The sequence below is a fragment of the Pseudomonas sp. R1-6 genome (assembly GCF_051132115.1).
Lineage (GTDB): Bacteria > Pseudomonadota > Gammaproteobacteria > Pseudomonadales > Pseudomonadaceae > Aquipseudomonas.
Map to the genome: position 1 here is coordinate 2687129 of NZ_CP071662.1, position 24361 is coordinate 2711489.

The 24361-nt window shown below is 61.7% G+C and carries 18 protein-coding genes; 12 read left to right on the forward strand and 6 right to left on the reverse strand.

Translation table 11 applies throughout. The features are described from left to right. Positions 1 to 49 precede the first annotated feature (49 nt). The 3 genes from J3P81_RS12230 to J3P81_RS12240 all read left to right on the forward strand — a co-directional run bounded on the left by J3P81_RS12230 (position 50) and on the right by J3P81_RS12240 (position 6084). Positions 50 to 1702: a VRR-NUC domain-containing protein gene (locus J3P81_RS12230; protein ID WP_434564011.1), complete on the forward strand. Its 1653-nt coding sequence runs from the start codon at positions 50 to 52 to the stop codon at positions 1700 to 1702. Further along, positions 1699 to 4035, forward strand: a complete 2337-nt coding sequence (locus tag J3P81_RS12235) for an ATP-dependent DNA helicase (RefSeq protein ID WP_434564012.1) — start codon at positions 1699 to 1701, stop codon at positions 4033 to 4035. The genes J3P81_RS12230 and J3P81_RS12235 overlap by 4 nt, the downstream gene beginning before the upstream one ends. A 114-nt stretch (positions 4036 to 4149) precedes the next feature. Next, complete coding sequence (locus J3P81_RS12240; protein ID WP_434564013.1) at positions 4150 to 6084, forward strand: PAS domain S-box protein; 1935 nt, start codon at positions 4150 to 4152, stop codon at positions 6082 to 6084. Between the two features lie 69 nt (positions 6085 to 6153). On the opposite strand, the gene J3P81_RS12245 is transcribed toward J3P81_RS12240, so the two are convergent. Then, positions 6154 to 6384 (reverse strand): hypothetical protein, encoded by a 231-nt coding sequence (locus J3P81_RS12245; RefSeq protein ID WP_434564014.1) that lies wholly within the window; start codon positions 6382 to 6384, stop codon positions 6154 to 6156. A gap of 141 nt (positions 6385 to 6525) precedes the next feature. Here J3P81_RS12245 and J3P81_RS12250 point away from each other — a divergent pair, with 141 nt between their 5' ends. After that, positions 6526 to 7062, forward strand: coding sequence for a hypothetical protein (locus tag J3P81_RS12250; RefSeq protein WP_420764000.1), 537 nt, complete (start codon positions 6526 to 6528; stop codon positions 7060 to 7062). Here the strand turns inward: J3P81_RS12250 and J3P81_RS12255 are convergent. Beyond that, positions 7059 to 8402 carry a cation:proton antiporter gene (locus J3P81_RS12255; RefSeq protein ID WP_434564015.1) on the reverse strand — a complete coding sequence of 448 codons (1344 nt, stop codon included), beginning with the start codon at positions 8400 to 8402 and terminating at the stop codon, positions 7059 to 7061. The genes J3P81_RS12250 and J3P81_RS12255 overlap by 4 nt on opposite strands. 197 nt (positions 8403 to 8599) lie before the next feature. Between J3P81_RS12255 and J3P81_RS12260 the strand changes: the two genes are divergently transcribed. The 4 genes from J3P81_RS12260 to ligD are packed head-to-tail and all read left to right on the forward strand — an operon-like array spanning position 8600 to position 14764. Further along, positions 8600 to 9985 (forward strand): iron-containing redox enzyme family protein, encoded by a 1386-nt coding sequence (locus tag J3P81_RS12260; RefSeq protein ID WP_420763998.1) that lies wholly within the window; start codon positions 8600 to 8602, stop codon positions 9983 to 9985. 9 nt (positions 9986 to 9994) lie between these two features. After that, positions 9995 to 10996: a methyltransferase gene (locus J3P81_RS12265; RefSeq protein ID WP_420763997.1), complete on the forward strand. Its 1002-nt coding sequence runs from the start codon at positions 9995 to 9997 to the stop codon at positions 10994 to 10996. Next, positions 10968 to 12131: a carboxylate-amine ligase gene (locus tag J3P81_RS12270; RefSeq protein ID WP_434564016.1), complete on the forward strand. Its 1164-nt coding sequence runs from the start codon at positions 10968 to 10970 to the stop codon at positions 12129 to 12131. Before J3P81_RS12265 ends, J3P81_RS12270 begins: the two co-directional genes overlap by 29 nt. Continuing rightward, entirely contained in the window at positions 12128 to 14764 is a 2637-nt protein-coding gene (gene ligD, locus J3P81_RS12275; RefSeq protein ID WP_434564017.1) for a DNA ligase D, read from the forward strand. The genes J3P81_RS12270 and ligD overlap by 4 nt, the downstream gene beginning before the upstream one ends. A gap of 110 nt (positions 14765 to 14874) precedes the next feature. On the opposite strand, the gene J3P81_RS12280 is transcribed toward ligD, so the two are convergent. Beyond that, positions 14875 to 19020, reverse strand: a complete 4146-nt coding sequence (locus J3P81_RS12280; RefSeq protein ID WP_434564018.1) for a CheR family methyltransferase — start codon at positions 19018 to 19020, stop codon at positions 14875 to 14877. Between the two features lie 153 nt (positions 19021 to 19173). Continuing rightward, positions 19174 to 19785: a Yip1 family protein gene (locus tag J3P81_RS12285; protein WP_420763993.1), complete on the reverse strand. Its 612-nt coding sequence runs from the start codon at positions 19783 to 19785 to the stop codon at positions 19174 to 19176. A 167-nt stretch (positions 19786 to 19952) separates the two neighbouring features. Here J3P81_RS12285 and J3P81_RS12290 point away from each other — a divergent pair, with 167 nt between their 5' ends. Genes J3P81_RS12290 through J3P81_RS12300 form a run of 3 tightly spaced genes read left to right on the forward strand, consistent with a single transcriptional unit; the run spans position 19953 to position 21432 of the window. Then, positions 19953 to 20453: a CinA family protein gene (locus J3P81_RS12290; protein WP_420763992.1), complete on the forward strand. Its 501-nt coding sequence runs from the start codon at positions 19953 to 19955 to the stop codon at positions 20451 to 20453. A 9-nt stretch (positions 20454 to 20462) separates the two neighbouring features. Next, positions 20463 to 20981, forward strand: a complete 519-nt coding sequence (locus J3P81_RS12295; RefSeq protein ID WP_420763991.1) for a hypothetical protein — start codon at positions 20463 to 20465, stop codon at positions 20979 to 20981. A gap of 7 nt (positions 20982 to 20988) precedes the next feature. Continuing rightward, positions 20989 to 21432, forward strand: coding sequence for a DUF421 domain-containing protein (locus J3P81_RS12300; protein ID WP_420763990.1), 444 nt, complete (start codon positions 20989 to 20991; stop codon positions 21430 to 21432). A gap of 62 nt (positions 21433 to 21494) precedes the next feature. Here the strand turns inward: J3P81_RS12300 and J3P81_RS12305 are convergent, their stop codons facing one another. Further along, on the reverse strand, positions 21495 to 22352 hold the full coding sequence (locus J3P81_RS12305; protein WP_420763989.1) for an SDR family oxidoreductase: 858 nt from the start codon (positions 22350 to 22352) through the stop codon (positions 21495 to 21497). A 185-nt stretch (positions 22353 to 22537) separates the two neighbouring features. Here J3P81_RS12305 and J3P81_RS12310 point away from each other — a divergent pair, with 185 nt between their 5' ends. Beyond that, complete coding sequence (locus J3P81_RS12310; protein WP_434564019.1) at positions 22538 to 22942, forward strand: VOC family protein; 405 nt, start codon at positions 22538 to 22540, stop codon at positions 22940 to 22942. A 147-nt stretch (positions 22943 to 23089) separates the two neighbouring features. Here the strand turns inward: J3P81_RS12310 and J3P81_RS12315 are convergent, their stop codons facing one another. Next, positions 23090 to 24238, reverse strand: coding sequence for a MalY/PatB family protein (locus J3P81_RS12315; RefSeq protein ID WP_434564020.1), 1149 nt, complete (start codon positions 24236 to 24238; stop codon positions 23090 to 23092). Positions 24239 to 24361: the final 123 nt, after the last annotated feature.

Here is a 24361-nt window from a genome sequence, read left to right on the forward strand (position 1 = left end):
GTTATCTGTACGCATAACCAGTACTTCAAGCACCGTGGCGCTATTTTCCGTGACAGCCAACCCCCTCGACGATCCCTTTTACTACCTGAACAATTTCCAGCGGGTGCTCGCCTGGCTGGCGCAACGCTACGCCGATGTACTCAGCGTCGAGGAGCAACGTTTCATCGAGGATTTCGCCGCACTGCCGCGTGCCGCCCAAGGCCTGCTGGTGCGGATGGTGATGCGCAAGGGGCGGCACTTTCGCCACGGCAAATTGCATTACCCCGAGATCGGCGACATCGGCACGGCGGTGCAACCCCTGATCGCCTTGGGCTGGGTGGAGGAAGAGGCTGAGCTGAGCCTGGAAGAATTGTTCGAAGTGCTGCTCAAGCCTGAAATCCTGTTCTGCCTGGGCCATGGTATCGAGCAGCCCAAGGCAAAGAAGGCTGACTGGCTATTGGCGTTGAGCGAGGGGTTCAGCCAACCCCAGCCATTTCGCGCCTGGTGCCCTCAGCTCCAGGACCGGTTGTTCAGTCTGACGGTCATGGCGCTGTGCGACCGCTTGCGTTTGATGTTCTTCGGCAATCTCTACCAGGATTGGTCGGAGTTCGTGCTGGCGGATCTGGGTATTTTTACCTACGAGGCCGTTGAGTTCAGTGTCGAGTCCCGGGGGCTGCGCAGCCGGCAGGACATCGATGCCTGTCTTTTCCTGCATGAATGCCAGCAGTGCTTCGAAGCCGGTGAAGCGTTTGAGGCGATCGTCGCCCGGATCAATACCCTGGAATTGGATAATCCTTGGCTGGAGCGGCGTCGGGGCAAGCTGTTGTTCCAGATCGGCCAGCACGCTGAACGTATCGGCGACTTTGCCACGGCCCTGTGCATCTATCGCGATTGCACCTATCCCGGCGCGCGGTTGCGCATGATCCGGGTGCTTGAACGCGTGGGTGAATATGCCTTGGCCCTTGACCTGGGCGAAGCCGCGACGCAGTCGCCGCAAAGCGCCGCCGAACAACAAGCCCTGTTGCGGATCGTGCCGCGGCTGCGGCGCAAATTGGGCGGGCCACCCGTGCCGCGCCCGATGGCCCGGAGCGTCGAGCGGCTGGATTTGCACTTGCCCCGGGTCGATCCGGCATTGTCGGTGGAATATTGCGTCCAGGCCCATTTGCATGACGACGCCGCGCCGGTGCACTACGTCGAGAACAGCTTGGTCAATTCCCTGTTCGGCCTGCTGTGCTGGCCGGCGATTTTCGCGCCGTTGCCAGGGTCGTTCTTCCACCCGTTCCAGCGCGGCCCGGTGGACCTGCTCAACGAGGACTTTCACGACCGTCGCGCCGAGCTGTTCGCGGCGTGCTTCGCCGAGCTGGATGACGGGCGCTACCGTGAAACCATCCGCCGTCGTTATTCAGAAAAATGTGGCGTGCAATCACCTTTCGTGTTCTGGGGGGCGCTGTCCGAAGCGCTGTTGGACCAGGCGCTCGACTGTCTGCCGGCAGAGCACCTCAAGCACTGGTTCAGTCGTTTGCTATTGGACATCAAGGCCAACCGCGCGGGCATGCCGGACCTGATCCAGTTCTGGCCGCAGCACAAGACCTACCGCATGATCGAAGTCAAAGGCCCTGGCGATCGCCTGCAGGACAACCAGCTGCGATGGCTGGACTTCTGCCATGAGCACCGTATGCCGGTGGCTGTCTGTTACGTGCAATGGGCGGAGCAGGGCGCATGACCGAGGCGCCGGGCTACAGCATCGCCGTGCGGGCATTGTGTGACTTCACCGCCAAGGTCGGCGACCTCGATTTGCGCTTTACTCCGTCACCCACCGCGCTGGAAGGGATTGTCGGCCACCGGACCGTGGCATCACGGCGCAGCGAGGGCTACCAGGCCGAGGTCAGCCTGGAAGGCACCTACCAGAGCCTGAAGGTCAAGGGGCGGGCCGATGGCTACGATCCTGCGACCAACCGCCTCGAAGAAGTGAAGACCTACCGCGGCGACCTCAGCAAGCAACCGGACAACCATCGGCAGCTGCACTGGGCCCAGGCGAAGATCTACGCCTGGCTGATGTGCCAGAAATTGGAGCTGCCGCGCATTGACGTTGCCTTGGTGTATTTCGATATCGTCAGCGAGAAGGAAACCTGCCTGGACCAGCGTTTCGAAGCGTCGCAACTCCAGACGTTTTTCGAGCAGCAATGCGCACGGTTCCTGGCCTGGGCAGAGCAGGAAATGCGCCATCGCCAGGCACGCAACCAGGGCGCACAGGCCCTGCTTTTCCCCCACGCGACCTTCAGGCCGGGGCAGCGCCACCTGGCCGAGTCGGTTTTCAAGGCCGTCAGCACCGGTCGTTGCCTGATGGCCCAGGCGCCCACTGGCATCGGCAAGACGGTTGGCACCTTGTTCCCCATGCTCAAGGCCTTGGCGCCGCAGCGCCTGGACAAGGTGTTTTTTCTCACGGCGAAAACCCCAGGACGCAAACTGGCATTGGACGCCGCCCGGCTGCTCACCATCAGCACGACGGCGATGCCGCTGCGGGTGCTGGAAATGATCGCCCGGGACAAGGCTTGTGAACATCCGGATAAAGCCTGCCATGGCGAATCCTGCCCGCTGGCCCGTGGATTCTATGACCGCCTGCCCCAGGCCCGGGCAGCGGCGAGCCAGGTAACGCTCCTCGATCAAGCCGCGTTGCGTGACATCGCCCTGCACCACGAGGTCTGCCCGTATTACCTGAGCCAGGAAATGGCCCGCTGGGCCGACGTGGTGGTGGCAGATTACAACTATTATTTCGATTTCAGCGCCTTGCTTTTCGGCCTTGCCCAGGCCAATGGCTGGGCGGTCGCGACCCTGGTGGACGAAGCCCACAACCTGGTGGAGCGAGGGCGGCAGATGTACAGCGCGACCCTGGATCAGGCCACCTTGTCGGCGGTGCTCAAAACCGCGCCCGAGCCCCTGAAGAAACCCCTGCAAAAGCTCAATCGCCAGTGGAATGCCTTGCACGCACCACAGGTAGCGGCTTACCAGGCTTATGGCCGCCCCCCGGAAAAGCTGCTCCTTGCGCTGGGGTCCTGCGCCACGGCCATGGGCGATTACCTCAACGACCACCCCCAAGGCCTGGACAGCGGCCTGCAGGCCTTCTATTTCGACATCTTGCAGTTCGGGCGCGTGGCGGAGTCGTTCGACGAGCACTTCCTGTTCGATATCCATAAGCGCGAAACCGGTCGCCAGCGCAGCCTGTCCACGCTGTGCCTGCGCAACGTGGTCCCGGCCGGTTTCCTGCGGCCCCGGTTCACGGCGTCACGCAGCAGCGTGCTGTTCTCCGCGACCCTGAGTCCACGGCGCTACTACGCTGACTTGCTGGGTACGCCGGCGGACACGGTATCGATCGATGTTGAGTCACCGTTCCAGGCCCAACAATTGGACGTACAGGTGGTCAGTCGCATTTCCACCCGGTTCGCCCGTCGCCAGGCTTCCCTTGAGCCGATCGTCGAGTTGATGGGCCGCCAGTTCGATGAGCGCCCTGGCAACTACCTGGCGTTCTTCAGCAGTTTCGATTATTTACAGCAGGTGGCCGGGCTGTTCGCCGAGCGATATCCGCACGTCGAGACCTGGGCGCAATCGCGCGGCATGGGCGAGGCCCCACGACAGGCGTTTATCGAGCGATTCACGGAGCAGGGCCAGGGCATCGGCTTCGCCGTGCTGGGCGGGGCGTTCGGGGAAGGCATCGACCTGCCGGGCTCGCGCCTGATCGGCGCCTTCGTCGCCACCTTGGGACTGGCGCAGTTCAACCCGGTCAATGAACAGATCAAGCAGCGAATGGCGGCGATCTTCGGCGATGGATACGACTACACTTATTTGTACCCCGGCCTGCAGAAGGTCGTGCAAGCGGCTGGGCGCGTCATCCGTACCCAGCAGGATCGCGGAGTGGTGATGCTGATCGACGATCGCTTCGGCGAGGCCAAGGTGCAGCAGTTGCTGCCACGGTGGTGGTCAATCAATCCTGAGCATCCCAAGGCACCTGCGGGAGCGAGCTTGATCGCGATGGCGCCTGCATATCCTGCCTCTTCTTAGGCGGATGCACCGCTGTCACAAGCCCAACAGCCTATAGCCCCACGAAAATCAGGTTTTTCCCGGCGCGTCAGTTGTTCCATACTCCACCCAAATTCCCTTGGATGCCTCGGCCACATGCTTGAGAAGAACCCAAAGACCGCCCGTATCGATGAAGATCAGCGCTTTAGACTGTTGATCGATGCGGTGGTGGACTATGCCATCTATATGACCGATCCGTCGGGCATTATCATCAGTTGGAACTCCGGTGCCCGGCGCTTCAAAGGTTATGAAGAATCGGAAATCCTGGGCCAGCATTTTTCCCGTTTCTACACCGACCAGGACCGCGCCGCCGGCCTGCCGCAGCGGGCGCTGGACACCGCCGTGCGCGAAGGACGCTTCGAAGGCGAAGGCTGGCGAGTGCGAAAGGATGGCACGCTGTTCTGGTCCCACGTGGTGATCGACCCGATCATCGACGCCCAGAGCGGCGAGTTGCTCGGTTTCGCCAAGATCACCCGTGACCTGACCGATCGCAAGATGGCCGAGGAAACCCTCAAGCAAAGCGAACAGCAATTTCGCCTGCTGGTGCAAAGCGTCACCGACTATGCCATCTACATGCTCGATCCGGATGGACAAGTCACCAACTGGAACCAGGGTGCCCAGCGCATCAAGGGCTATCTGCCGGCTCAAGCCATCGGCCAGCATTTTTCCATGTTCTACACCCCTGAAGACCGCGAAGCCGGGGAGCCGCAGCGCGCTCTGAGCATCGCCGCCACGGAGGGGCGTTTCGAAAAGAAGGGCTGGCGCGTGCGCAGGGATGGCACGCGATTCATGGCCCACGTGGTTATCGATGCGATTCGCAGCGATACCGGTACGTTGCTGGGGTTTGCCAAGATCACCCGGGACATCACCGATGCCACCCAAGCGCAGCAGGCCCTTGAACAGGCTCGCGAGGCGTTGTTCCAATCCCAGAAATTGCAAGCCATCGGCCAGCTCACCGGCGGCATCGCCCATGATTTCAACAATCTGCTGACGGTGATCCTTGGCAACCTGGAGATCGTGCGCAAGCGTATGCCCAGCGAGCCGAAGCTGACCCAACTGCTGGACAACGCCACCCAGGGCGCGCTGCGCGGCGTATCGCTGACCCAGCGCATGCTCGCGTTTGCCCGGCGGCAGAAACTCAGCGCCGAACCGGTCGAATTGTCGGCGCTGGTGGACGGCATCAGCGGTTTGCTGCAAAGCTCCATGGGCCCTTCGATACACATCCAGACCCAGTTTGACGAGGCGTTGTCGCCGGTGCTGGCCGACGTCAACCAACTGGAACTGGCGATCCTAAACCTGGCGACGAATGCCCGGGACGCGATGCCCCAGGGCGGCCGGATCTTGATCCAGGCACAGGAGCGACAGGGGAGCGATGCTCCGACGGCAAGCAAGCCGCTGGCGACCGGACGCTACATCTGCCTGACCATCAGCGATGAAGGCGAGGGCATGGACGAGGAGACGCTGGCTTCGGCGGTGGATCCTTTTTTCACCACCAAGGGCGTCGGCAAAGGCACTGGCCTGGGTCTGTCCATGGTGCATGGCCTGGCCGAGCAGCTGGGCGGCCGGCTGATTCTAAAGAGCGAGAAAGGCGTCGGCACCAGTGCCGAGCTGTGGTTGCCAGTGGCCGACGATTCGGTCAGGGACAAGCCACCCGCCACCGAGATACCAACGCAACACGTCCAGAAACTGACGGTGCTCGTGGTGGACGATGACAGCCTGGTGCTGACCAGCACCCGTTTGCTGATCGAAGACTTGGGGCATCGGGTCCTCTGCGCGTTGTCTGGCGCCCAAGCGCTGGAGCTGTTCGAGCGCAATGAAGGTATCGACCTGGTGATCACTGACATGGCCATGCCCCAGATGGATGGCGCGCAGCTGGCCAGATTGCTGCGCGAGCGCCAACCGACCCTGCCGGTTATCCTCGCCACTGGTTACGCCGAGCGCCTGGAAGGGTTTGCAACGCAATTGCCGCGTTTGACCAAGCCATTCAAGCAGATCGACCTGGTGCAGATCATCGGGCAGACGATGGGTTAAACCGCCAAGTCGTCATGTGCGACCGCTGTGGCGAGGGGATCAAACCCCTCGCCACGATCAGATGGTGTGTCATTGGGTATTTTTCTTGAAGCCCCGCAGGTTCATCGCGCACAGGCAGAACTGCAAGACGATCAGCGCGTAGGCATCCGTGTGCAAGCCCCAAATGACCCACAGGATATTGCTGAGAATAAAACAACTAAAGCCCGCCACTCGCCGACGGGGCTGGCGCGATCCGATCAACCATGCCGCCAATACCGTGATCGCCATTGCTGGCCATTGCACCCATCCAAGATAATCCACGCCTTTTTCCTCTTGCCTTCAATCCTTTAAAGACCCCGGCGGTGCAGCAGCGTTTCGTTGACCTTTGGTCCATCGGCTTGAACTTGCCCGGCCCTCATCCTTCTAGATGTACCCCAATCAAACCGAGGGAAAACCTGAGCAATGCCCAGAATCCTCACCCGCCTGACCCCTGAAGAAGAACTGACCGAACACAACGCCAAAATGTTCGGCTCGCCCAAGGAGCGGCTGGACTTTTATCGTCGGGAAATCCAGTACGAAACCAGCATTCTGGCCAATCGCACCGACGCCTACCTGACCGCCCAGTCATTCCTGGTGATCGCGTTTGCATCCTGCATGGCCAATCTGAACCCGGAGTGGGGCAAGCTCTTCACACTGATCGTGCCGCCATTTTTGGCGTTGCTCGGCGTCTTGAGTTCCCTCAATGCATGGCCGGGCATTCGGGCCGCCTACGACATCATCGACCACTGGCATTTCAAACAAAGCGAATTGCTGCGCAGCGAGCCGCTGATGGGGCTGGCCTACGACGAATCGCCGCTGTTCAGCGAGCGAGAGTCGACCCATAAGGGCTACCGTAAATCGCTGCTGTTTTCGGTGCGCACGCCGTGGATATTCGCAGCGTTCTGGGTGCTGTTGGGCATTTACTCGGTGTTTATCCAAGTGACCGATCCGGGCGGCTAGCCCGCGCGACCGCCTTTGCGGCGCTCATACCACGCCAGGGCGGGTTGGGTGGTGACACCGTGGACAAGGATGCTCAGCGCCACCACCGACAGCGTGAGGTTGATGCACTGCTGCGCCACTTCCGATTGCACGTCGTGATTCAAGGCGTAGAACAGATAAAACAGGCTGCCGATCCCGCGGATACCGAACCAGCCGATCAACAGCCGTTGCGGATGGTCCAGCAACCGCCCCCAGGGCATCACCCACACACTCAACGGGCGAATGACCGCGAATAACAGGGCGCCGACGGCGAGGGCCCGCCAATCCCAATGAGTGGCAAGGACGACGCCCAGCAGTGTCACCAGGAAAACCTCCATGGAGCGCTCCACCAGGCTGCCGAACGCCAGCATGTCGCTCATCATCACGCCGGCCGCCACTTGGCCGTCGTCCAAGGCCTGGGTGTCGCCGACCACCGCCTGCTGAGGCTCGACCGTTTCGTGGCCCACCACCGGCTGTACCAGGTGTTCTGCCGGTGGCGAGTGTTCGTCGGTGGACTCGACCTCGGCCTGGCGCAGCCCCAGGCCAGCGGCGAACACCGACAGGAAACCGTAGCCGTGGATCGCTTCTGCCGCCACGTAGGCGAGGGCGATCAGGGCCAGGGCCAGATAGTCGTTGGGTGACAAGGTGCTGTCGGCATTCTTGATACGCATCGACAACGTCAGCCCGCCGATGCCGCGCCCCAGCCAGTAGCCCACCAGCAAACCCGCCGGCACCGCCCACAGGACGTCCCGCAACGCCCATTCGCCGAGGAATCCGCTGCCTTCCTCGCTCAGCATGAGCAAGCCAAGGATGACGAAGGGAAACGCCGTGCCATCGTTCAGCCCGGCTTCACCGGACAGCCCGAACCGCACCCGGTCGTCGTCGCGGGCATCGTTGACCTGCACCAGGGCCGCGAGCACCGGGTCGGTCGGCGCCAGTATCGCGCCGATCAGCATCGACATGCCCCAACCGAGGCCAAGCAGGTAATGCAGCGCCAGGCAAAGCCCGACGATCGTCAGGATCATCACCGGCCCGGCGAGTCCGTAAGCCACGCGCCAGCTGCGGTTCTTGAGGGGCAGGCGCAGCTTGAGACCGCTGACGAACAGCGAAAACACGACGGCGACTTCGGTCAGGTGCTCCATCCACCCGGACGAGTCATTGACATCGAGCCTTAGCAGCCCCAGCCCAGCCGGCCCGATGGCGACGCCCAGCGCCAGGCACACGGCGGAGGTGGTGACGGGCATCCAGCGCAGGTAGGAGGAGGTCAGGGCCAAGGTCAGCAAGACAGCGCCGAGTACGGCTACCCACACGGTAAAGATCATGATTGCTCCTTGGGTAATGAAAAGGCGCCTGTCCAACGTTCGAGGGCGATAGCGAAGCGAGGGTTCCGCCGCATATCAGGGCGATTCCGTTTATCCGGGCGCTTTTCGATCCAGGGGAATTTTTTGCCCTGCGCGAGGCTCTGCAAAGGAAGAGACGTGCCGATTCGAGCGTCCAGCCAAGAACCCAAGAGGCCTATATGACTGCGCTGACACCCCTCCAATCCAGGCCTGCCACCGCGCAGCCATTCACAAGTGCTGGTAACGTTCGCCAGTGTTACGAGCGGCTGTTGCAAGGCACCGACGATGCTGACAAACAAGCGGTTGCCCAGGCCTTCCTGCAACCGTGTCTCGAACAAGCGAGCGCATTGCCTCAAGAAATGCCTGACGACCCTGGCGCGTTGCTCGCCTGGGTAGAACAGCACAGCGCCGGCGTGGCCCGGCAATATGCCGACTACCTGGAACGGCGCAAAAGCGGCGGCGGTCGGGAGTTTTTCCAGACCAAGGCCCATGCCCTGTATTTTATCCAGGCCGTGGCGCCGACTAAGCTCGTGGACGGCGCATGGCTGTACGGTGTGCTCAAACACTGGCATGACCATCGCTTCGAAGGGCTGCTGTGCACCTATCTGGAAGAGCTTGGGGATGGCGTTCCGGCCCAGAACCATGTCGTGCTCTACCGCAAGCTGTTGGCCGAACACGGCTTACAGGACATGCCCGACATCGATGACGAACGCTACCTGCAAGGTGCTGTTCAATTGGCCCTGGGCTATGCCGGCGACGAATACCTGCCCGAGGTCATCGGTTACAACCTGGGTTATGAGCAACTGCCCCTGCATTTGCTGATCAGCGCCTATGAGCTGAGCGAGCTGGACATCGACCCGTATTACTTCACGCTTCACGTGACCATCGACAACGCCAGCACCGGGCACGCCCACAAAGCCGTGCAAGCGTTGCAACAACTGATGCCGATGGAAGCTGACCGCGAGTCGTTCTGGCGCCGGGTCACACTGGGCTATCGCCTTAACGACCTGGGGCAGGGCAGCCGGGCGGTCATCGAGTCGTTCGACCTTGAGCGCGAAGTCCTGGACATGCTTGAGCGCAAGCGCCCGTTCGGCCAGCACATGCATTCCGATTACTGCAAGTTCGAAGGCAAGACCGTCAACCAATGGCTGGCGGAACCGGGGCAGTTGGAGGGTTTCCTCAAGGCCATGCAAGGCAAAGGCTGGATCCGACGCCATGAAGATCCCCAGAACAGCCGTTTCTGGACCCTGATCGAAGGCCCGGGCGCGGCCATGTTCGGGGTTTTCAGCCCTTACGAAAAACAGCTGCTGCACGACTGGATCGCCGGCGACTGGCTGGACCAGCGCGGTCGTCCCGGCGCCCGCCGCAATCATGGCGCGGCCCATGAATCGCCGGCACCGGCCCAAGACCCGGATGTGCAGAACCTGCAGCAAACGCTGCGGGGCAAGGCCCCCGATGAGCAGATGCAAATTCTGATGCCCTGGCTCTCGGCCCGCTGCCACAGCCACCCGGCCGGGTTGTTGGCGACCCGCCGGTTCATCGAACTCAAATCCGCCCTTCGCTAGGAGCCCTGCATGAATCAGGAAGACCGCCTGTCCGAACCCGACCTGGCGCTGCTGCAGCTAGGTCGTCGCCTGCACGCTGACGGCTACCGTTTCATCACCCCAACGCCGCTTACTCACGAGCGCGTCAACCAGCGGCCAGGCAACGAGCGCTCCAAGACCTTGCGGGATGTTTTCGGCTGGTCCAGGCCCTTCGCGCCGGGGCTTATTTCCGCCGACGAGCAGCGTCAATTGCAAGAAGCAGAAGTGTTGGAAGAACACGACGGCCTGCTGCGCAGCCGCGTGCGTTGGTCAAGCCTGGACGGCATGCTGTTCGCCCATTCGCAATTTCCGACCCAGGCCAACGACGCAGTGTTCTTTGGCCCCGACAGCTACCGTTTCGCCCACCTGATCCATACCCATCTGCAACAGAACTTCACGGCCGTGCATCGCGCGGTGGACATTGGCTGCGGCGCCGGTGTCGGGGCGATGGTGATTGCCCGTGCCCGTCGCGAAGCCCAGGTACTGGCCATCGACATCAACCCGATGGCCTTGCGGCTGTGCGCCGTCAACGCGGCGCTGGCCGAGGTGGCAAATGTCGAGATCGCCCGCAGCGACGTGCTCAAGGACGTCGAGGGTGACTTCGACCTGATCGTCGCCAACCCTCCGTATATGGCCGACCCCGCCGAGCGTGCTTATCGCCATGGCGGCGGAACGCTGGGCGCGGGATTGTCGCTGCGTATCGTCGAACAGGCATTGCCACGGCTGACACCCGGCGGTTCGCTGGTGCTCTACACCGGCGTGGCGATGGTCGACGGTCGTGATCCGTTTCTGGAGGCTCTGGGCCCTTGGCGCGATTCACCGCAGTTCGCCTGGACCTACAGGGAATTGGACCCGGATGTGTTTGGCGAGGAACTGCTGACACCCGGTTATCAGGACGTGGAACGGATCGCCGTGGTGGCGTTGGTTGTCACCCGCACGGGTGCGGGTATCGGAGGGAATATCGATGAACAGGCGTCTGAAGTTCGGCATTGAAGAGGAATATTTCATCACCGATCTGCAAACCCGCCGCATGCCCGATCAACCGTCGGCGGCGGCGGTGACGGCGTGCCGGGAAGAGCTGGGCAAGCACTTCGCCCATGAAATGTTCCAGAGCCAGGTGGAAATGGCTTCGCCCATCTTCCGCAGCCTGGCCGAAGCGGCCGATTACCTGGCCCAGGTGCGTAACGGCCTGACCCAGCGCTTGGCGCCCCATGGCCTGGGATTGCTGAGCGCCGGATCCCATCCAATGGCGACCGTTGGCTTGCAACCCACCGACGAGCTGCACTTCCAGCAGTTGTTCGACGACTACCAGCGCGTGGCGCGCCGCAGCGTCCTGTCGGGCCTGCACATACATGTGGAAGTGCCGGGCGATCATGACCGGGTCAAGGTGATGAATGAGGTGCTGCCCTGGCTGCCGATGCTGTTGGCGCTCAGCGCGTCATCGCCGTTCTGGAACGGCGCGTACAGTGGCTTCAGCAGCTATAGGCAAGTGGCCTGCGATGAATGGCCGCGCATGGGCGTGCCGGAATTCTTCGAGGACGAATCAGCCTTCAATGGCTACGTCAACATGCTCACCCGCACGAGCTCCATCCGCCAGCCCAGCGATTGCTGGTGGGTGATCAGGCCTTCCTCGCACTATCCGACCCTGGAGCTGCGTATCTGCGATGCCTGCCCGCGGACCGAAGATGTGCTGTGCCTCGTCTCGCTGTTTCGACTGATGATTGCCCACGCCGTCGCCCAGCCCAAGCCAGGCGCCCACTACAGCTTGATGTCCCACTGGATCCTCAAGGAAAACCGCTATCGGGCCAAGCGCCACGGCATCCTCGCGGAATTTATTGTCGAAGGCCAGGAGCAACCGATGCTGATTGGCGAGTGGCTGAACCTGGCCGAGCAGACCTTCGGCGAGACCGCGACGGCGCTGGGCGTGCAGGACGTGTTCAAGCAAGCGCGCCGGATCATCCAGGAGGGCACCAGCGCTGATCGACAAGTGGTCCTCTACGAGCAAGGCCTGCTGCTGGGCGATACGACCGAAGAGGCCCTGGGCCGGGTGGTCGATCAGCTGTTGTCGGAAACCGCCGGTTTGCCGGTGGCCGATCCCACCCTCGCGCAAGTTGCAGGTGGCCAATGACCAGCAAAACCCTCGACGACTACAACCGCATGCGCGATTTCGGCGCCACCTCGGAGCCGTCGGCGAAGCGCTCTCGCAAATCGGCAAAAACCACCCACGCGTTGCAGTACTGCATACAGAAGCACGATGCAACGCGGCTGCATTACGACTTTCGCCTGGAGCTGGATGGCGCGCTCAAGAGCTGGGCGGTGCCCAAGGGGCCGTCCCTGGACCCGAAGGTCAAGCGCCTGGCGGTTCACGTTGAAGACCATCCCATCGATTACGCGACGTTCGAGGGCAGTATCCCGGAGGGGCACTACGGCGCGGGCGACGTCATCGTCTGGGACCGGGGCGTGTGGATTCCACAGGGTGACGTGCACGAAGCCTACGAAAAAGGCCGGCTCAAGTTCGAGCTGCGGGGGGAAAAGCTCGCGGGGCTGTGGAACCTGGTGCGCACCCATATGCCGGGCAAGCAGGAACAATGGTTTCTGATCAAGCATCAAGATGACGCCGCCCGGCCGGAAAGCGAGTACGACGTGGTGCAGGCCGAGCCCGACAGCGTGCTCAGTGACCGCACCATCGTGCCCAAGCGGCGGGGCAAGGCGGCCGCCGCCAAGGCTGTGAAGCAGCCGGAAAAACCCGCCAAGGCGAAGCCATCCAAAAAGAGCGGCAAGACCACCCTCAGCGGCGCCGTGGCCGGGCCCATCCCCGAGACCCTCAAGCCGGAACTGGCGACCCTGGTGGAAAGCGCACCCGACGGCGAATGGCTCTACGAAATCAAGTTCGACGGCTACCGCGTCATGGCGCGCATCGATAATGGCGACGTGCGCTTGATTACCCGCAACGGCCATGACTGGACCCACAAACTGCCGAAACAGGCCGAGGCTCTGGCGGGGCTGGGGTTGGAATCGGCCTGGCTGGACGGTGAAATGGTCGTCGCCGACGAGCAAGGCGTGCCGGACTTCCAGGCCCTGCAAAACGCCTTCGACGCTGGCAGCAGTGGCAAGATCGCTTATTACCTGTTCGACCTGCCGTACCTCAACGGCATGGACTTGCGCAAAGTGCCGGTGGAGGAGCGTCGGGCGGCGTTGGCTGCGGTGCTGGAACCCAACGAAGATCCCTTGCTGCGTTACTCCGATTCCTTCGAGGAAACCCCGCAAGCATTGCTCAACAGTGCCTGCCAGATGCGCATGGAAGGGCTGATCGGCAAGCGCCAGGGCAGCGCCTATGTGTCCCGGCGCAGCAGCGACTGGATCAAGCTCAAGTGCAAGAACCGCCAGGAATTCGTCGTGGTCGGCTTCAGCGAGCCGAAGGGCGCCCGCAGCGCGTTTGGCGCCTTGTTACTGGGCCTGCATGACGTCGACAGCGGCGAGCTGCGCTATGCCGGCAAGGTTGGCACCGGTTTCAACGAAACCACGCTCAAAAGCATCCATCAGCAGCTGTTGCCCCTGGAAACCAAAAAGGCCGCCGTGGTCAATCCGCCCACAGGGTATGACGCCAAGGGTGTGCACTGGCTAAAACCGGAGTTGCTGGCGGAAGTGGCGTTTGCCGAAATGACCAAGGAAGGCTCGGTACGCCATGCCGTGTTCCATGGCCTGCGCAATGACAAACCGGCAAAGGCGATTACCCAGGAATTGCCCAAAACCGTGAAAAAAGCGGCGGCCAAGGACAATGCTGAACCGGCGCCGGCCGAGCCGAAAGCCAAATCCAAATCCAAATCCAAGGCCTCGGCCACGGCCAAGACCACGCAGTCGCCAACCTTGGAAGGCAAGGTCCGCATTACCCATCCGGATCGGATTATCGACGCGAGCAGCGGCACCACGAAGATGCAACTCGCCGAGTATTACGCCAGCGTTGCTGATTTTATCCTGCCGGAGCTGGCCGATCGCCCGGTGGCGCTGGTACGGGCGCCGGATGGCATCGCCGGCGAGTTGTTCTTCCAGAAGAACCCCGAGCGCCTGGCAATTCCCGGCATCACCAGCCTGGACAAGGACCTGACCGGGCAACCAGTGATGATCATCAACAACGCCGAAGCGCTGATCGGCGCGGTACAGATGAGTACCGTGGAGCTGCACACCTGGAACGGGACTTCTGCCGATCTGGACAAGCCTGACCGCTTCGTCCTCGACCTTGACCCGGACCCGGCGCTGCCGTGGAAAAGCATGGTGGAAGCCACGCAATTGACTTTGTCAGTGCTGGATGAGCTGGGCCTGAAGGCGTTTCTAAAGACCAGCGGCGGCAAGGGCATCCACATTGTCGTGCCGATTACTCGCAAGTTGGGCTGGGATGAGGTGAAGGGCTTCAGCCATGCCATCGTCAGCCACATGGCCAAGCTGTTGCCCGATCGCTTCTCGGCAGTGTCGGGTCCCAAGAACCGGGTAGGGCGGATCTTCATCGATTACCTGCGCAACGGTTTGGGCGCAACCACCATTTGTGCCTACGCAGTGCGTACCAGGGAAGGGCTGCCGGTGTCGGTGCCCATCTACCGGGAAGAAGTGGCCGAGCTCAAGGGCGCCAACCTTTGGAACGTGAACAACGTCCACGAGCGGCTGGCGGAAGTGGGGCATGAGCCTTGGGCTGACTTGCCCAAGACCCGCCAGAGCATCACCGCCGACATGCGGCGGCGGATTGGGATGAAGAAGACTGCGAAGTAGCTTGATTGGCCTCCCTTTTTTGGCGAGGCAATGAGTAGCTAAAAATAACCCGCCTCTGTGGTGAGGGAGCAAGCTCCCCCCGCCACAGAGGCTGTTTTAGCCAGCCTCAGCTAGTAAACCCGCGAACGCCGCAACTGCTCGATCGTTTCAATCAACTCGTCATAGGACACCGGCTTGCCGATGTGCTGGTCGAAGCCCGATTGTTGTGATTTATGCAGGTCGATGGACGCACCGTAGCCCGTCAGGGCGATGGCCGGGATGTGTTTGATGTGAGGCAGCTCGCGCAGCGCCTGCATCAATTCATGGCCATTCATCACCGGCATGCCCAGATCGGAGATCACCACGTCGAAACGGGCGTCCTTGGCGGCCTGCAAGGCTTGCAGCGGCTGGTCGAAGGCGACCACGTTGGCGTCTTCCATCTCCAGCAGCAACTTGAGGGTATCGAGCACGTCCGGGGAATCGTCCACCAGCAACACCGTCAGGCCGCTCAGGCGTCCCGACTGTTCCTCGCAAGCCTGCGGTTTGGGCACGATCGCGGCATTGCTCAGGGGCAGGCGAATCGTGAAGGTGCAACCTTTGCCCAGCCCCTCGGACTTGACCTCGACGCTGCCGCCGTGGGCTTCGGTCAATTGCCGGACCAGTGACAGGCCGATCCCCAGGCCTTCGCGCTGGTGTGTCGCGTGTTGGGTCTCGGCCTGGCCGAACAGGTCGAACACTTCGCTCAGGTGCTCCGCCGCGATACCCACGCCGGAGTCCTTTACGTCCAGGCGCGCCATATGGTCGTCGTGGCTGGCGACCAGTTGCACGCGGCCGCCGCTAGGGGTGAACTTCAGCGCGTTGTTCACCAGGTTCCAGATGATCTGTTCCAGCCGGGTCGGGTCGGCATTGACGATCAGTTCTCCATTGGAACCCTCGGGCAGGTCCAGAGTGACCTTGTTGGGATGATTGTCGTTGATCACCACGGTGTAGATGTCTTGCAGCACCCGCGCCAGATCGACGGCTTGGCGCTTGAGCTTGAGCTTGCCGGTGCGGACACGGGCCACGTCCAGCAGATCGTCAATAATGCGTGCCTGGCTGTTGACCGCATCGCAAATGGTATTGACGGCCCGGGCCGCGGTGGTGGCGGCCTTGGTCACCGGCAGGCGGCGAAGCAATTCGGCGTTTAGCTGGATCAGGTTCAGCGGGTGCTTGAGCTCGTGGGACATGACGGCGAAGAACTCATCCTTCAAATGGCTGGAGTTCTGGGTTTCCATGAGCCGCTGGGTCTGTTCCTCGTGCAGGCGCTTGTGGCCGGTGAGGTCACGGGCAATCTTCACGTAACCCTGCAGATATTCGCCGCTGAGCAGTGTGACTTCGCCGCTGCAGAAGAAGCGGCTGCCATCCTTGCGCTGGTGCCAGCGCTCGTCTTCGCAACGGCCTTTGGTTCGAGCGGTGCTCAATTCTGTTTCGGGTACGCCAGTGGCGCGGTCCTCGGGCGTGAACACGAAGTCGTAGTAACTGCCTTCGGCTTCGCTCTTGGTATGCCCGAAGATCAGCTCCGCCCCGGTGTTCCAGCTGTTGATCACGCCGTGCTCGTCCAACAGGATAATCGCGTAGTCGCGGGTGCTTTCAGCCACAAGGCGCATGCGTTCCTCGCCCAAGCGCAGCTCTTCTTCGGCCGCGCGACGCTTGGTGATATCGATGAAGGTCAGCACCGTGCCGTCGATATGATCTTCGCTGGAGCGGTATGGCAGCAGCCGGGCAATGTACCAGCGAGCGTCGCTGCTAGTGACTTCGCGCTCGATCATGTTCAGGGATTCGAATACCTGGGTGGCGTCCGCCGCCATGTCCGGGTAGTCCAGCCGATGGGTGATGTCCAGCAACGAACGGCCGGTGTCCACCGGCAGCATGCTGAAAATCTCCGTGGCCCGAGGCGTGAACCACTTGATGCGCATGCTGCGGTCGACGAATACCGTGGCAATATCGGTGGAGGCGATCAGGTTGGTGAGGTAGTCGTTGATCTTGTCGGTTTCCTCCACCTTGGTCTTGAGTTCGTAGTTGACCGTCAGCAGTTCCTCATTGATCGATTGCAGCTCTTCCTTGCTGGTCTCCAGCTCCTCGGTGGCCGATCGCAACTCCTCGTTGATGGCCTGCATTTCTTCATTGGAAGCCTTGAGCTCTTCGCTGGAGACTTCTGCCTGCTCGATGGTGTCCTGCAGGTGCGACTTGGTGCGCTGGAGTTCGCGTTCCAGGTTGGCAAGCACCTGGTTTTCGGTCTGGCTGGTAATGGCGGCAACCTGCTGGCCGGGGTCGACTTCTTCCTCTTCGAAGACGACGAGCACAAAGTCGCCATCGGATTGTTCGTCGCGATAGGGCTGGACCAGCAGGTCCACCAGGAAACGCCGTCCGTCGCGTTCCATGTTGACCTGGCGTGACTTGACCGGTTGGCCGTTCTGGTTGACCTGAAACAACGCCGTGCGGATTTCCAGGCGCAGTTGCGGATTGATCAGCGTCAGCAGGTTGCGCGACATTTCGCCGCCGACATGGCGCAGGTAGCGGCCGGCACTTTCGATCATGTGCAGGATGTCGCCATTGTTGTCGACAATCATGCTGGGCGGCGCGGCCCGCTCGATGGCGCGCAGGTGGATATCGGCGAACGAGACTTTGCGTGGCACCGCGACCTGGGGCGGGACCAACGCCGAGGTACTGCGCACATAACCGCCACGGGGCATGGTCGGTGTGCGGCGGCTGCTGGCGGTGCCGTACTTGGCGCGGAAGATCCGGTTGCGCTTGTCCACCGGGCTGAACAACTCGCTGCAGGCGTCGGCCGATTCCGAAGAGCCGAGAAACAGATAGCCGCCCGGCCGCAGGGCAAAGTGGAACATTTGCAGGATTTCACGCTGCACCTCGCGGTCGAGGTAGATCAGCAGGTTGCGGCACACGATCAGGTCGATCTGCGAGAACGGCGGGTCCGAGAGTAGGCTGTGCTTGGCGAACAGCACCCGTTCGCGGACTTCCTTGCGCACACGGAAGGTCGAGCTTTCCTTGACGAAGTACTGGCGCAGGCGGGTGGGCGGTACGTCGGTGATGATCGCTTCGGGGTAGGCCCCGCCGCGGCCCACTGTAATTGCCCGCTCATCGATGTCGGTGGCGAATATCTGCAGCTTGGCGTTGCTGGCATCGTGTTGCAGTTGATCGCTGATCAACATGGCCAGGGTGTAGGCTTCCTCGCCGGTCGAGCATCCGGCCGACCAGACCCTGATTTCCTCCGGCGGGACGCTGCCCGGTTCCACCGGCTTGAGCAGGTTGGGCAGTACGTCGCGCTCCAGGGCTTCGAAGGCCTCACGGTCCCGGAAGAAGTTGGTCACACCGATCAGCAGGTCACCGAGCAGGGCCTTGGTTTCCTCCGGATGATTCTGCAGATAGCTGTAGTAGGCGTTGAGGTCCGGTTGGGCGGTGACTTGCATGCGTCGTTCGATACGCCGCAGCACGGTGGCCCGTTTGTAATGCTTGAAGTCATGGCCGGTGCCTGCCCGCAGCTGCACCAGGATGTCGTGCAGCGATTGCTCGGCGGCAACGGCTTCTCGCTCGGATGTCGGCGGCTGGGCATGTATCTCAGGGTCGTTGGCGGTCGGCAGGCGGATGGCCTGGGAGTTTTGCCACAGCTCCAGGAGTTTTTGCGGCATTTCCGCCACCGGTAGCACCAGATCGACCATCTGGGTGTCGATGGCCGCCTGTGGCATGCCATCGAATTCGGCGTCCTGGGGCGACTGAGCGAGGGTCACCCCCCCTTGCTCCTTGATTCTTGACAGACCCACGGCACCGTCGGAACCGGTGCCCGACAGCACCAGGCAAAACGCGCGGTCCTTGTGCACATCGGCCAGGTCACGGAAAAACAGGTCGATCGCCACATGCCCACCCTGGCGCGGTTCGGCCGGGGTAACCTTCAGATACCCGTCGTTCATCGATAAATGATGGGCCGGGGAAATCACATAGACATGGTTCTTCTCGATCGGCACCGCCTCGGTCACCTGCAATACAGGCATCTTGGTGGATTCCTGGATGATCTTGTCGGCGATGCTCTGATGATCCGGCGCCAAGTGAAGTACGATCACGAACGCCATGCCGTTGTCCTTGGGCATGTGCTCGAAAAACTGCTTGATGGCCTGCAACCCACCCGCCGAGGCGCCGATGCCCACGACGGCGAAATCCAGGTGACTGGGGCTCAGCTCCTTTCGTTGTGGAACGTTGGGAGAGCGTTTGCTTGGAGATGACATATTAGGTTAGGCCTTAAGGGGCGGCGGGGCGGTCCAGCGCTGCCGACTCGATTTCAGGATGCAAAGCCGCAGGATAGTCGTGTTACACGAACATTGCGAAATTGACGCTTCGCAACACCGCCGCCACCGTCATTGTGTACCTCAAAACCCCGTTCAGCCTACCGGAACCCGCAAATACTCCGGCTGCAAATAGTTGAACCACAGCAGGATCATCTCCACCAGAATCGTGACCAGCACCAGCAGGCCGACGCCCCAGACACTGGCCGAATACAGTAGGCCCTGTTCCTTCTTCAAACCCATGAACTTAGGCAGGCCGACGAACAGCAGGAAAGTCGAGTACACCGAAGCCGCCAGCAGGACCGCCACTGCCAGCCACCGGCTGGGGTACACGCCGAATATTCCGGCCAGGAAGTAGGGGGTCGCGGTGTAGGCAGCGAAACCGATGCATTGGTTGACGGTTGGCCGGGCCTCGAAGGTGCGCGACATCCAGCGGATGAACAGCCCCATCAACGTCACGCCGACAACGATGGTCACATACAGCAAGACGCACAGCTGCAGCGCACTGGCGTGGCTGAGTCGCACGGTTTCGTTTTCGGCCAGACTCCAACCGGTCCAAGTGGTACCGACGAACAGGCATACCGCCGGAATCAGTGCGAGCAACAGAAGATGCGCCAGGTAATGGTGGGGATGGGCCTGTTCCTGCTCGCGAATGTCCCCCCAGGCGAATTCCGGATGGGTGAACAGTTTGACGAAAAGCACGGACATAACGACCTCCTGATCAAGACAGCCTCTGCATGAGGCTCATACCGTTATGAGGTACAGGAATGACCAGGGGTTTCATTTATTTGACCGCTTGGCGCGACGGCGCGATAAAGGGAATGATTCGGGGCGGCGGGGGTCAACCCATCAGCATCCATGAAGGACTGTATGCCATGACTGTTGCCCATTCCCTGATCGAGTACATGCGTGAACATGAGTTGCGCCTGACCACTGCCGAGTCCTGCACCGCAGGGCTTATCGTCACGCTGTTGGCCGAAGTGCCGGGCAGCGGTTCGCTGATCGAAAGCGGTTACGTGGTGTATTCCCCCGAAGCCAAGCAGCGGCTGCTGGGTGTCAAGCCGCGGACCATCGATACCTTCAACCTGACCAGCCGCGAAGTCGCCGAGGAAATGGCTTTTGGCGCATTGCGCGACGCCAACGCCAACGTGGCGGTGGCCACCACCGGCCTGCTCGGGCCCGACGATAAGGACGGCATTCCCGCCGGCACGGTGTGTTTTGCCTGGGCGTTCGAATTGAACGGGCAGCGCGCGCTGTTCAGCCGCCGAGAGCGTTTTTTCGGCGATCGGCGCCAGGTGCAACGGTTATCCAGTGAATACGCCTTGCAGCAATTGCCCAGCTATCACCGGCGCGCCATGGCGGGTGAACGTCGATAGGAGGACCCCATGACCGACCAATGCGAACAGGACGATCATCGCAGTCGCCAGTACCCGGTGTGCGAGGACATGGCGTTCCAGCACAAGGTCTGGCGTTTCGAACGGGTGGGTTGGTATGCGTTGGTGCTGCTGGTCTTGTTGACGTTGCTCGGACTGTTTTCCCATGGGCCACTGAGCAATAGCGAGATTCACAGTGCTGACGGCAGCATCGGGGTCGAATACGAGAGGTTCCATCGCAACGGCTCGACCAACCCCGTGATCGTGCGCTTGAAGGGAGCACCCAATGCAGTGCTGGAAATCGAGCTCGGGGGCGACTGGCTGGAGGGATTCGACGTGCAAAGCGTGCAACCTACGCCCATGCGCTCGGCCGCCGCGGGTCCGGGCATGAAGCTCTGGCTCCAGGCGGATGGTCAGGGGCAGGCGAACCTGCACCTGTCATTGCTCAGCGAAGGCCTCGGCACGTACCAGAGCCGCATCGCAACGCCCAACGGCGCCGTGGTCACGTTCAGTCAATTCATCTTTCCTTAGGTGACATATGGATTCGGTACTGCGAGCCGCCGCGATGTATGCGGTGCTGATGGTGTTGTTCAAGATCGCCGGGCGTCGTTCGTTGGCGGAAATCACCACGTTCGATTTCGTGCTCTTGATGATCATTGGCGAGGCGACCCAGCAAGCGCTGCTGGGGGATGACTTTTCGATGACCAACTCGTTCATGGTCATCGTCACGCTGATCGCCATTGATGTCGGATTTTCGTTGCTCAAGCTGCGCTCCGACTGGGTGTCCCGGCTCATCGACGGCGGCCCGACCATCATCGTCGAGGACGGGCGCATCCTCCAGGGCCGTATGCGCCACGCACGGCTGGTTGAGGCGGACATCATGGAAGCGGCACGCTCGAGCCAGGGCATCGAGACCCTGGACCAGATCAAATTCGCGATCATCGAGCGCAATGGGAAGATTTCGGTGATTGCCAAGGAGTGATCAGAAGGGCGCTTTCCGTGGCGAGGGAGCAAGCTCCCTCGCCACGGAATATGTGCCTGCGCTTACAGGATCGGCTTGCCCCCCGTCACCGCATACCGCGAGCCGGAGATGTAGCTGGACTCATCCGACGCCAGCAGCACGAAGATCGGCGCCACTTCCACCGGTTGGCCGGGGCGGCCCAGCGGCGTCTGGGAACCGAAATTCTGCACTTCTTCCTCGGGCATGGTGGCGACGATCAGCGGCGTCCAGATCGGCCCCGGCGCAACACTGTTCACGCGAATACCCTTGGGCCCGAGCATCTGGGCCAGACCGCCGGTAAAGTTGGCAATGGCGCCCTTGGTCGTAGCATAGGCCAGCAGCGTCGGCTTGGGCATGTCGGAGTTGACCGATGTGGTGTTGATGATCGAGCCTCCGGCCTTCATGTGCGGCACCGCGGCCTGGCAGATCCTGAACATCGCCGTGATGTTGATATCGAACGTGCGCACCCATTCTTCATCGGGAATTTCTTCGAGGGTTTCATGGGTCATCTGGAACGCGGCGTTGTTGACCAGGACATCGATACGCCCGAAGCGCGCCACGGTTTCATCGACAACCTTGCGACACTGGGCCTTGTCGGCAAGATCGCCCGGCAGCAACAGGCACTGGCGACCGGCCTGTTCAACCCAGCGCGCGGTTTCCTTGGCATCTTCGTGTTCGTTCAGGTAGGAAATGGCCACGTCCGCGCCTTCACGGGCGAAGGCAATCGCCACGGCGCGCCCGATGCCGCTGTCGGCGCCGGTGATCAGAGCGATCTTGTTCGCCAGGCGTCCTGAACCTTTGTAACTCTGTTCGCCGCAGTCTGGGTAAGGGTCCATTTTCTGCTGGCTGCCAGGTACGGGTTGGTTTTGCTTAGGGAAGGGTGGGGTTGGGTAATCGGCCATTTTCGTTCTCCATCTCCAGTGGTTGCGATGGAGGGTGGACCCTGGGGTTTTGGCCGGAGTTCGGTCGGATTTTCCTGCCGGTCGATAAGCGTGACCACGAGCGTTTCATCGACCGATCACCGATTAAGGTGAACGTGGGCGAAGCCGCCTTTTCCAATCGAATAAGGTCTCAGAAGGAGAAGGGCATGTTCAGTCATATACAGATCGGCGCGCGCGACCTACCGAAGATGGTCGCGTTTTATGATGCGGTCCTGGGCTGCCTTGGCCTGGTGCGCATGGACAGCGAGGACGACTCTGGCCCACCCGGCGAGGGCTGGCATCAGCCCGGCAGGCATTGGCCGCAGGTGTTCGTCCAGGTGCCCATCAACGGGCTGCCGGCGACCTGGGGCAATGGGATGCAGGTCAGCTTTGCCGCTGAATCACAGCAAGCCGTACGCGAAGCCTGGAAGATGGCGATGGACATGGGAGGTTTCGACGAAGGCGAGCCGGGCCCGAGGCCCCAATATTCGAAGGATTACTTCGGCGCCTATTGCCGGGATCCGGAGGGGAACAAGCTGTGTTTTGTGCATACGCCGGATATGCATGACTGACTTCGGCATGGCCGGTGGTGGAGGCTTTTGTGGCGAGGGAGCTTGCTCCCGCTCGGTCGGCCCGACGCTTCGGGCGCAGCGACCGCAAGATTTTGGGGCCGCTTCGCAGCCCAGCGGGAGCAAGCTCCCTCGCCACGGGGGATCCGGTCAGGTTCGGGATTTCAGGCTACGCTCCATCCGCGCAATCCCTTCCTCCAGCAACGCCCGTGGGCAGCCGAAGTTCAGCCGCACGAACTGCCCCGCGTCGTCGCCGAAATCCAGCCCGGCGCTCAGGCCGACCTTGGCTTGCTTCAGGAAAAAGCCCTGTGGGTCGTCCAACCCCAATCCGGAGCAATCCAGCCACGCCAGGTACGTTCCCTGCGGCACGGTCATGGTGATGCCCGGCAAGCGGGTCTTCACCGCCTCGACCAGGTAATCACGATTGGCCTGCAAATACTGCTTCAAGGCCTCCAGCCACGGTCCCGCTTCGCTGTACGCGGCGCGGGTGGCCTCCAGGCCAAGGGCGTTCACACTGTCGACCATGCCGGCCCTGGCGCCGTTGACCCGCTCGCGCAGCTTGGCGTTCTGGATGATGGCGAAGGAGGTTTTCAGCCCCGCGATGTTATAGGCCTTGCTGGCGGACATCAGGGTGATGGTGCGTTCGGCAATGTCCGCGCCCAGGCTGGCGGTGGGGATGTGCACGCGGCCATCGAAGCATAGCTCGGCATGGATTTCGTCGGAGATGATCCAGGCGTCCTGCTCGACACAAATATCCGCCACCGCCTTGAGTTCGTCGCGACCGAATACCTTGCCCAGCGGGTTATGCGGATTGCTCAGCAACAGCGCGCCGCCGCCCTGCAGAGCATCCCGTAGTTCGGCCAGCGGTGTGCGGAACTCGCCATCGACCGTGTCGAATGCCAATTCCACCTTGTTCAGGTTCCAGTTACCAGGCGCGTTGCGTAGCGGTGGATAGTTGGGCACCTGCACCACGACGTTCTGCTGCGGTTCCACCAGCGCATGCAGTGCCATGTTGAAACCCGGCTCGACCCCAGGCAGGAACAGGATTTGCTGGGGCTCGACGCGCCAGGCGTATTTGCTCCAGAGATCGGCGACGATGGCCGCGCGCAGATTGTCCTGGGCAACGCTGTAGCCGAGCATCGGGTGCTCCAGGCGTTTGCGCAGCGCATCGACGACGACCGGTGGCGCGGCGAAATCCATATCGGCCACCCACATTGGCAATACATCCGCCGGGTAGCGGCTCCACTTGGTACTACCGGTGCCGTGGCGCTCGAACACCAGGTCGAAATCGAAAGTCATGGTCGTTCCATCAGGTCAGGGAATGGGGATGGCGCCATGATAAAGCGTGAACGGCATGATTGTATCGCTGTGTATCCAGACCCTTTGCCGATACGCACTGATTCCTTTGTGCCAGTCGATGAC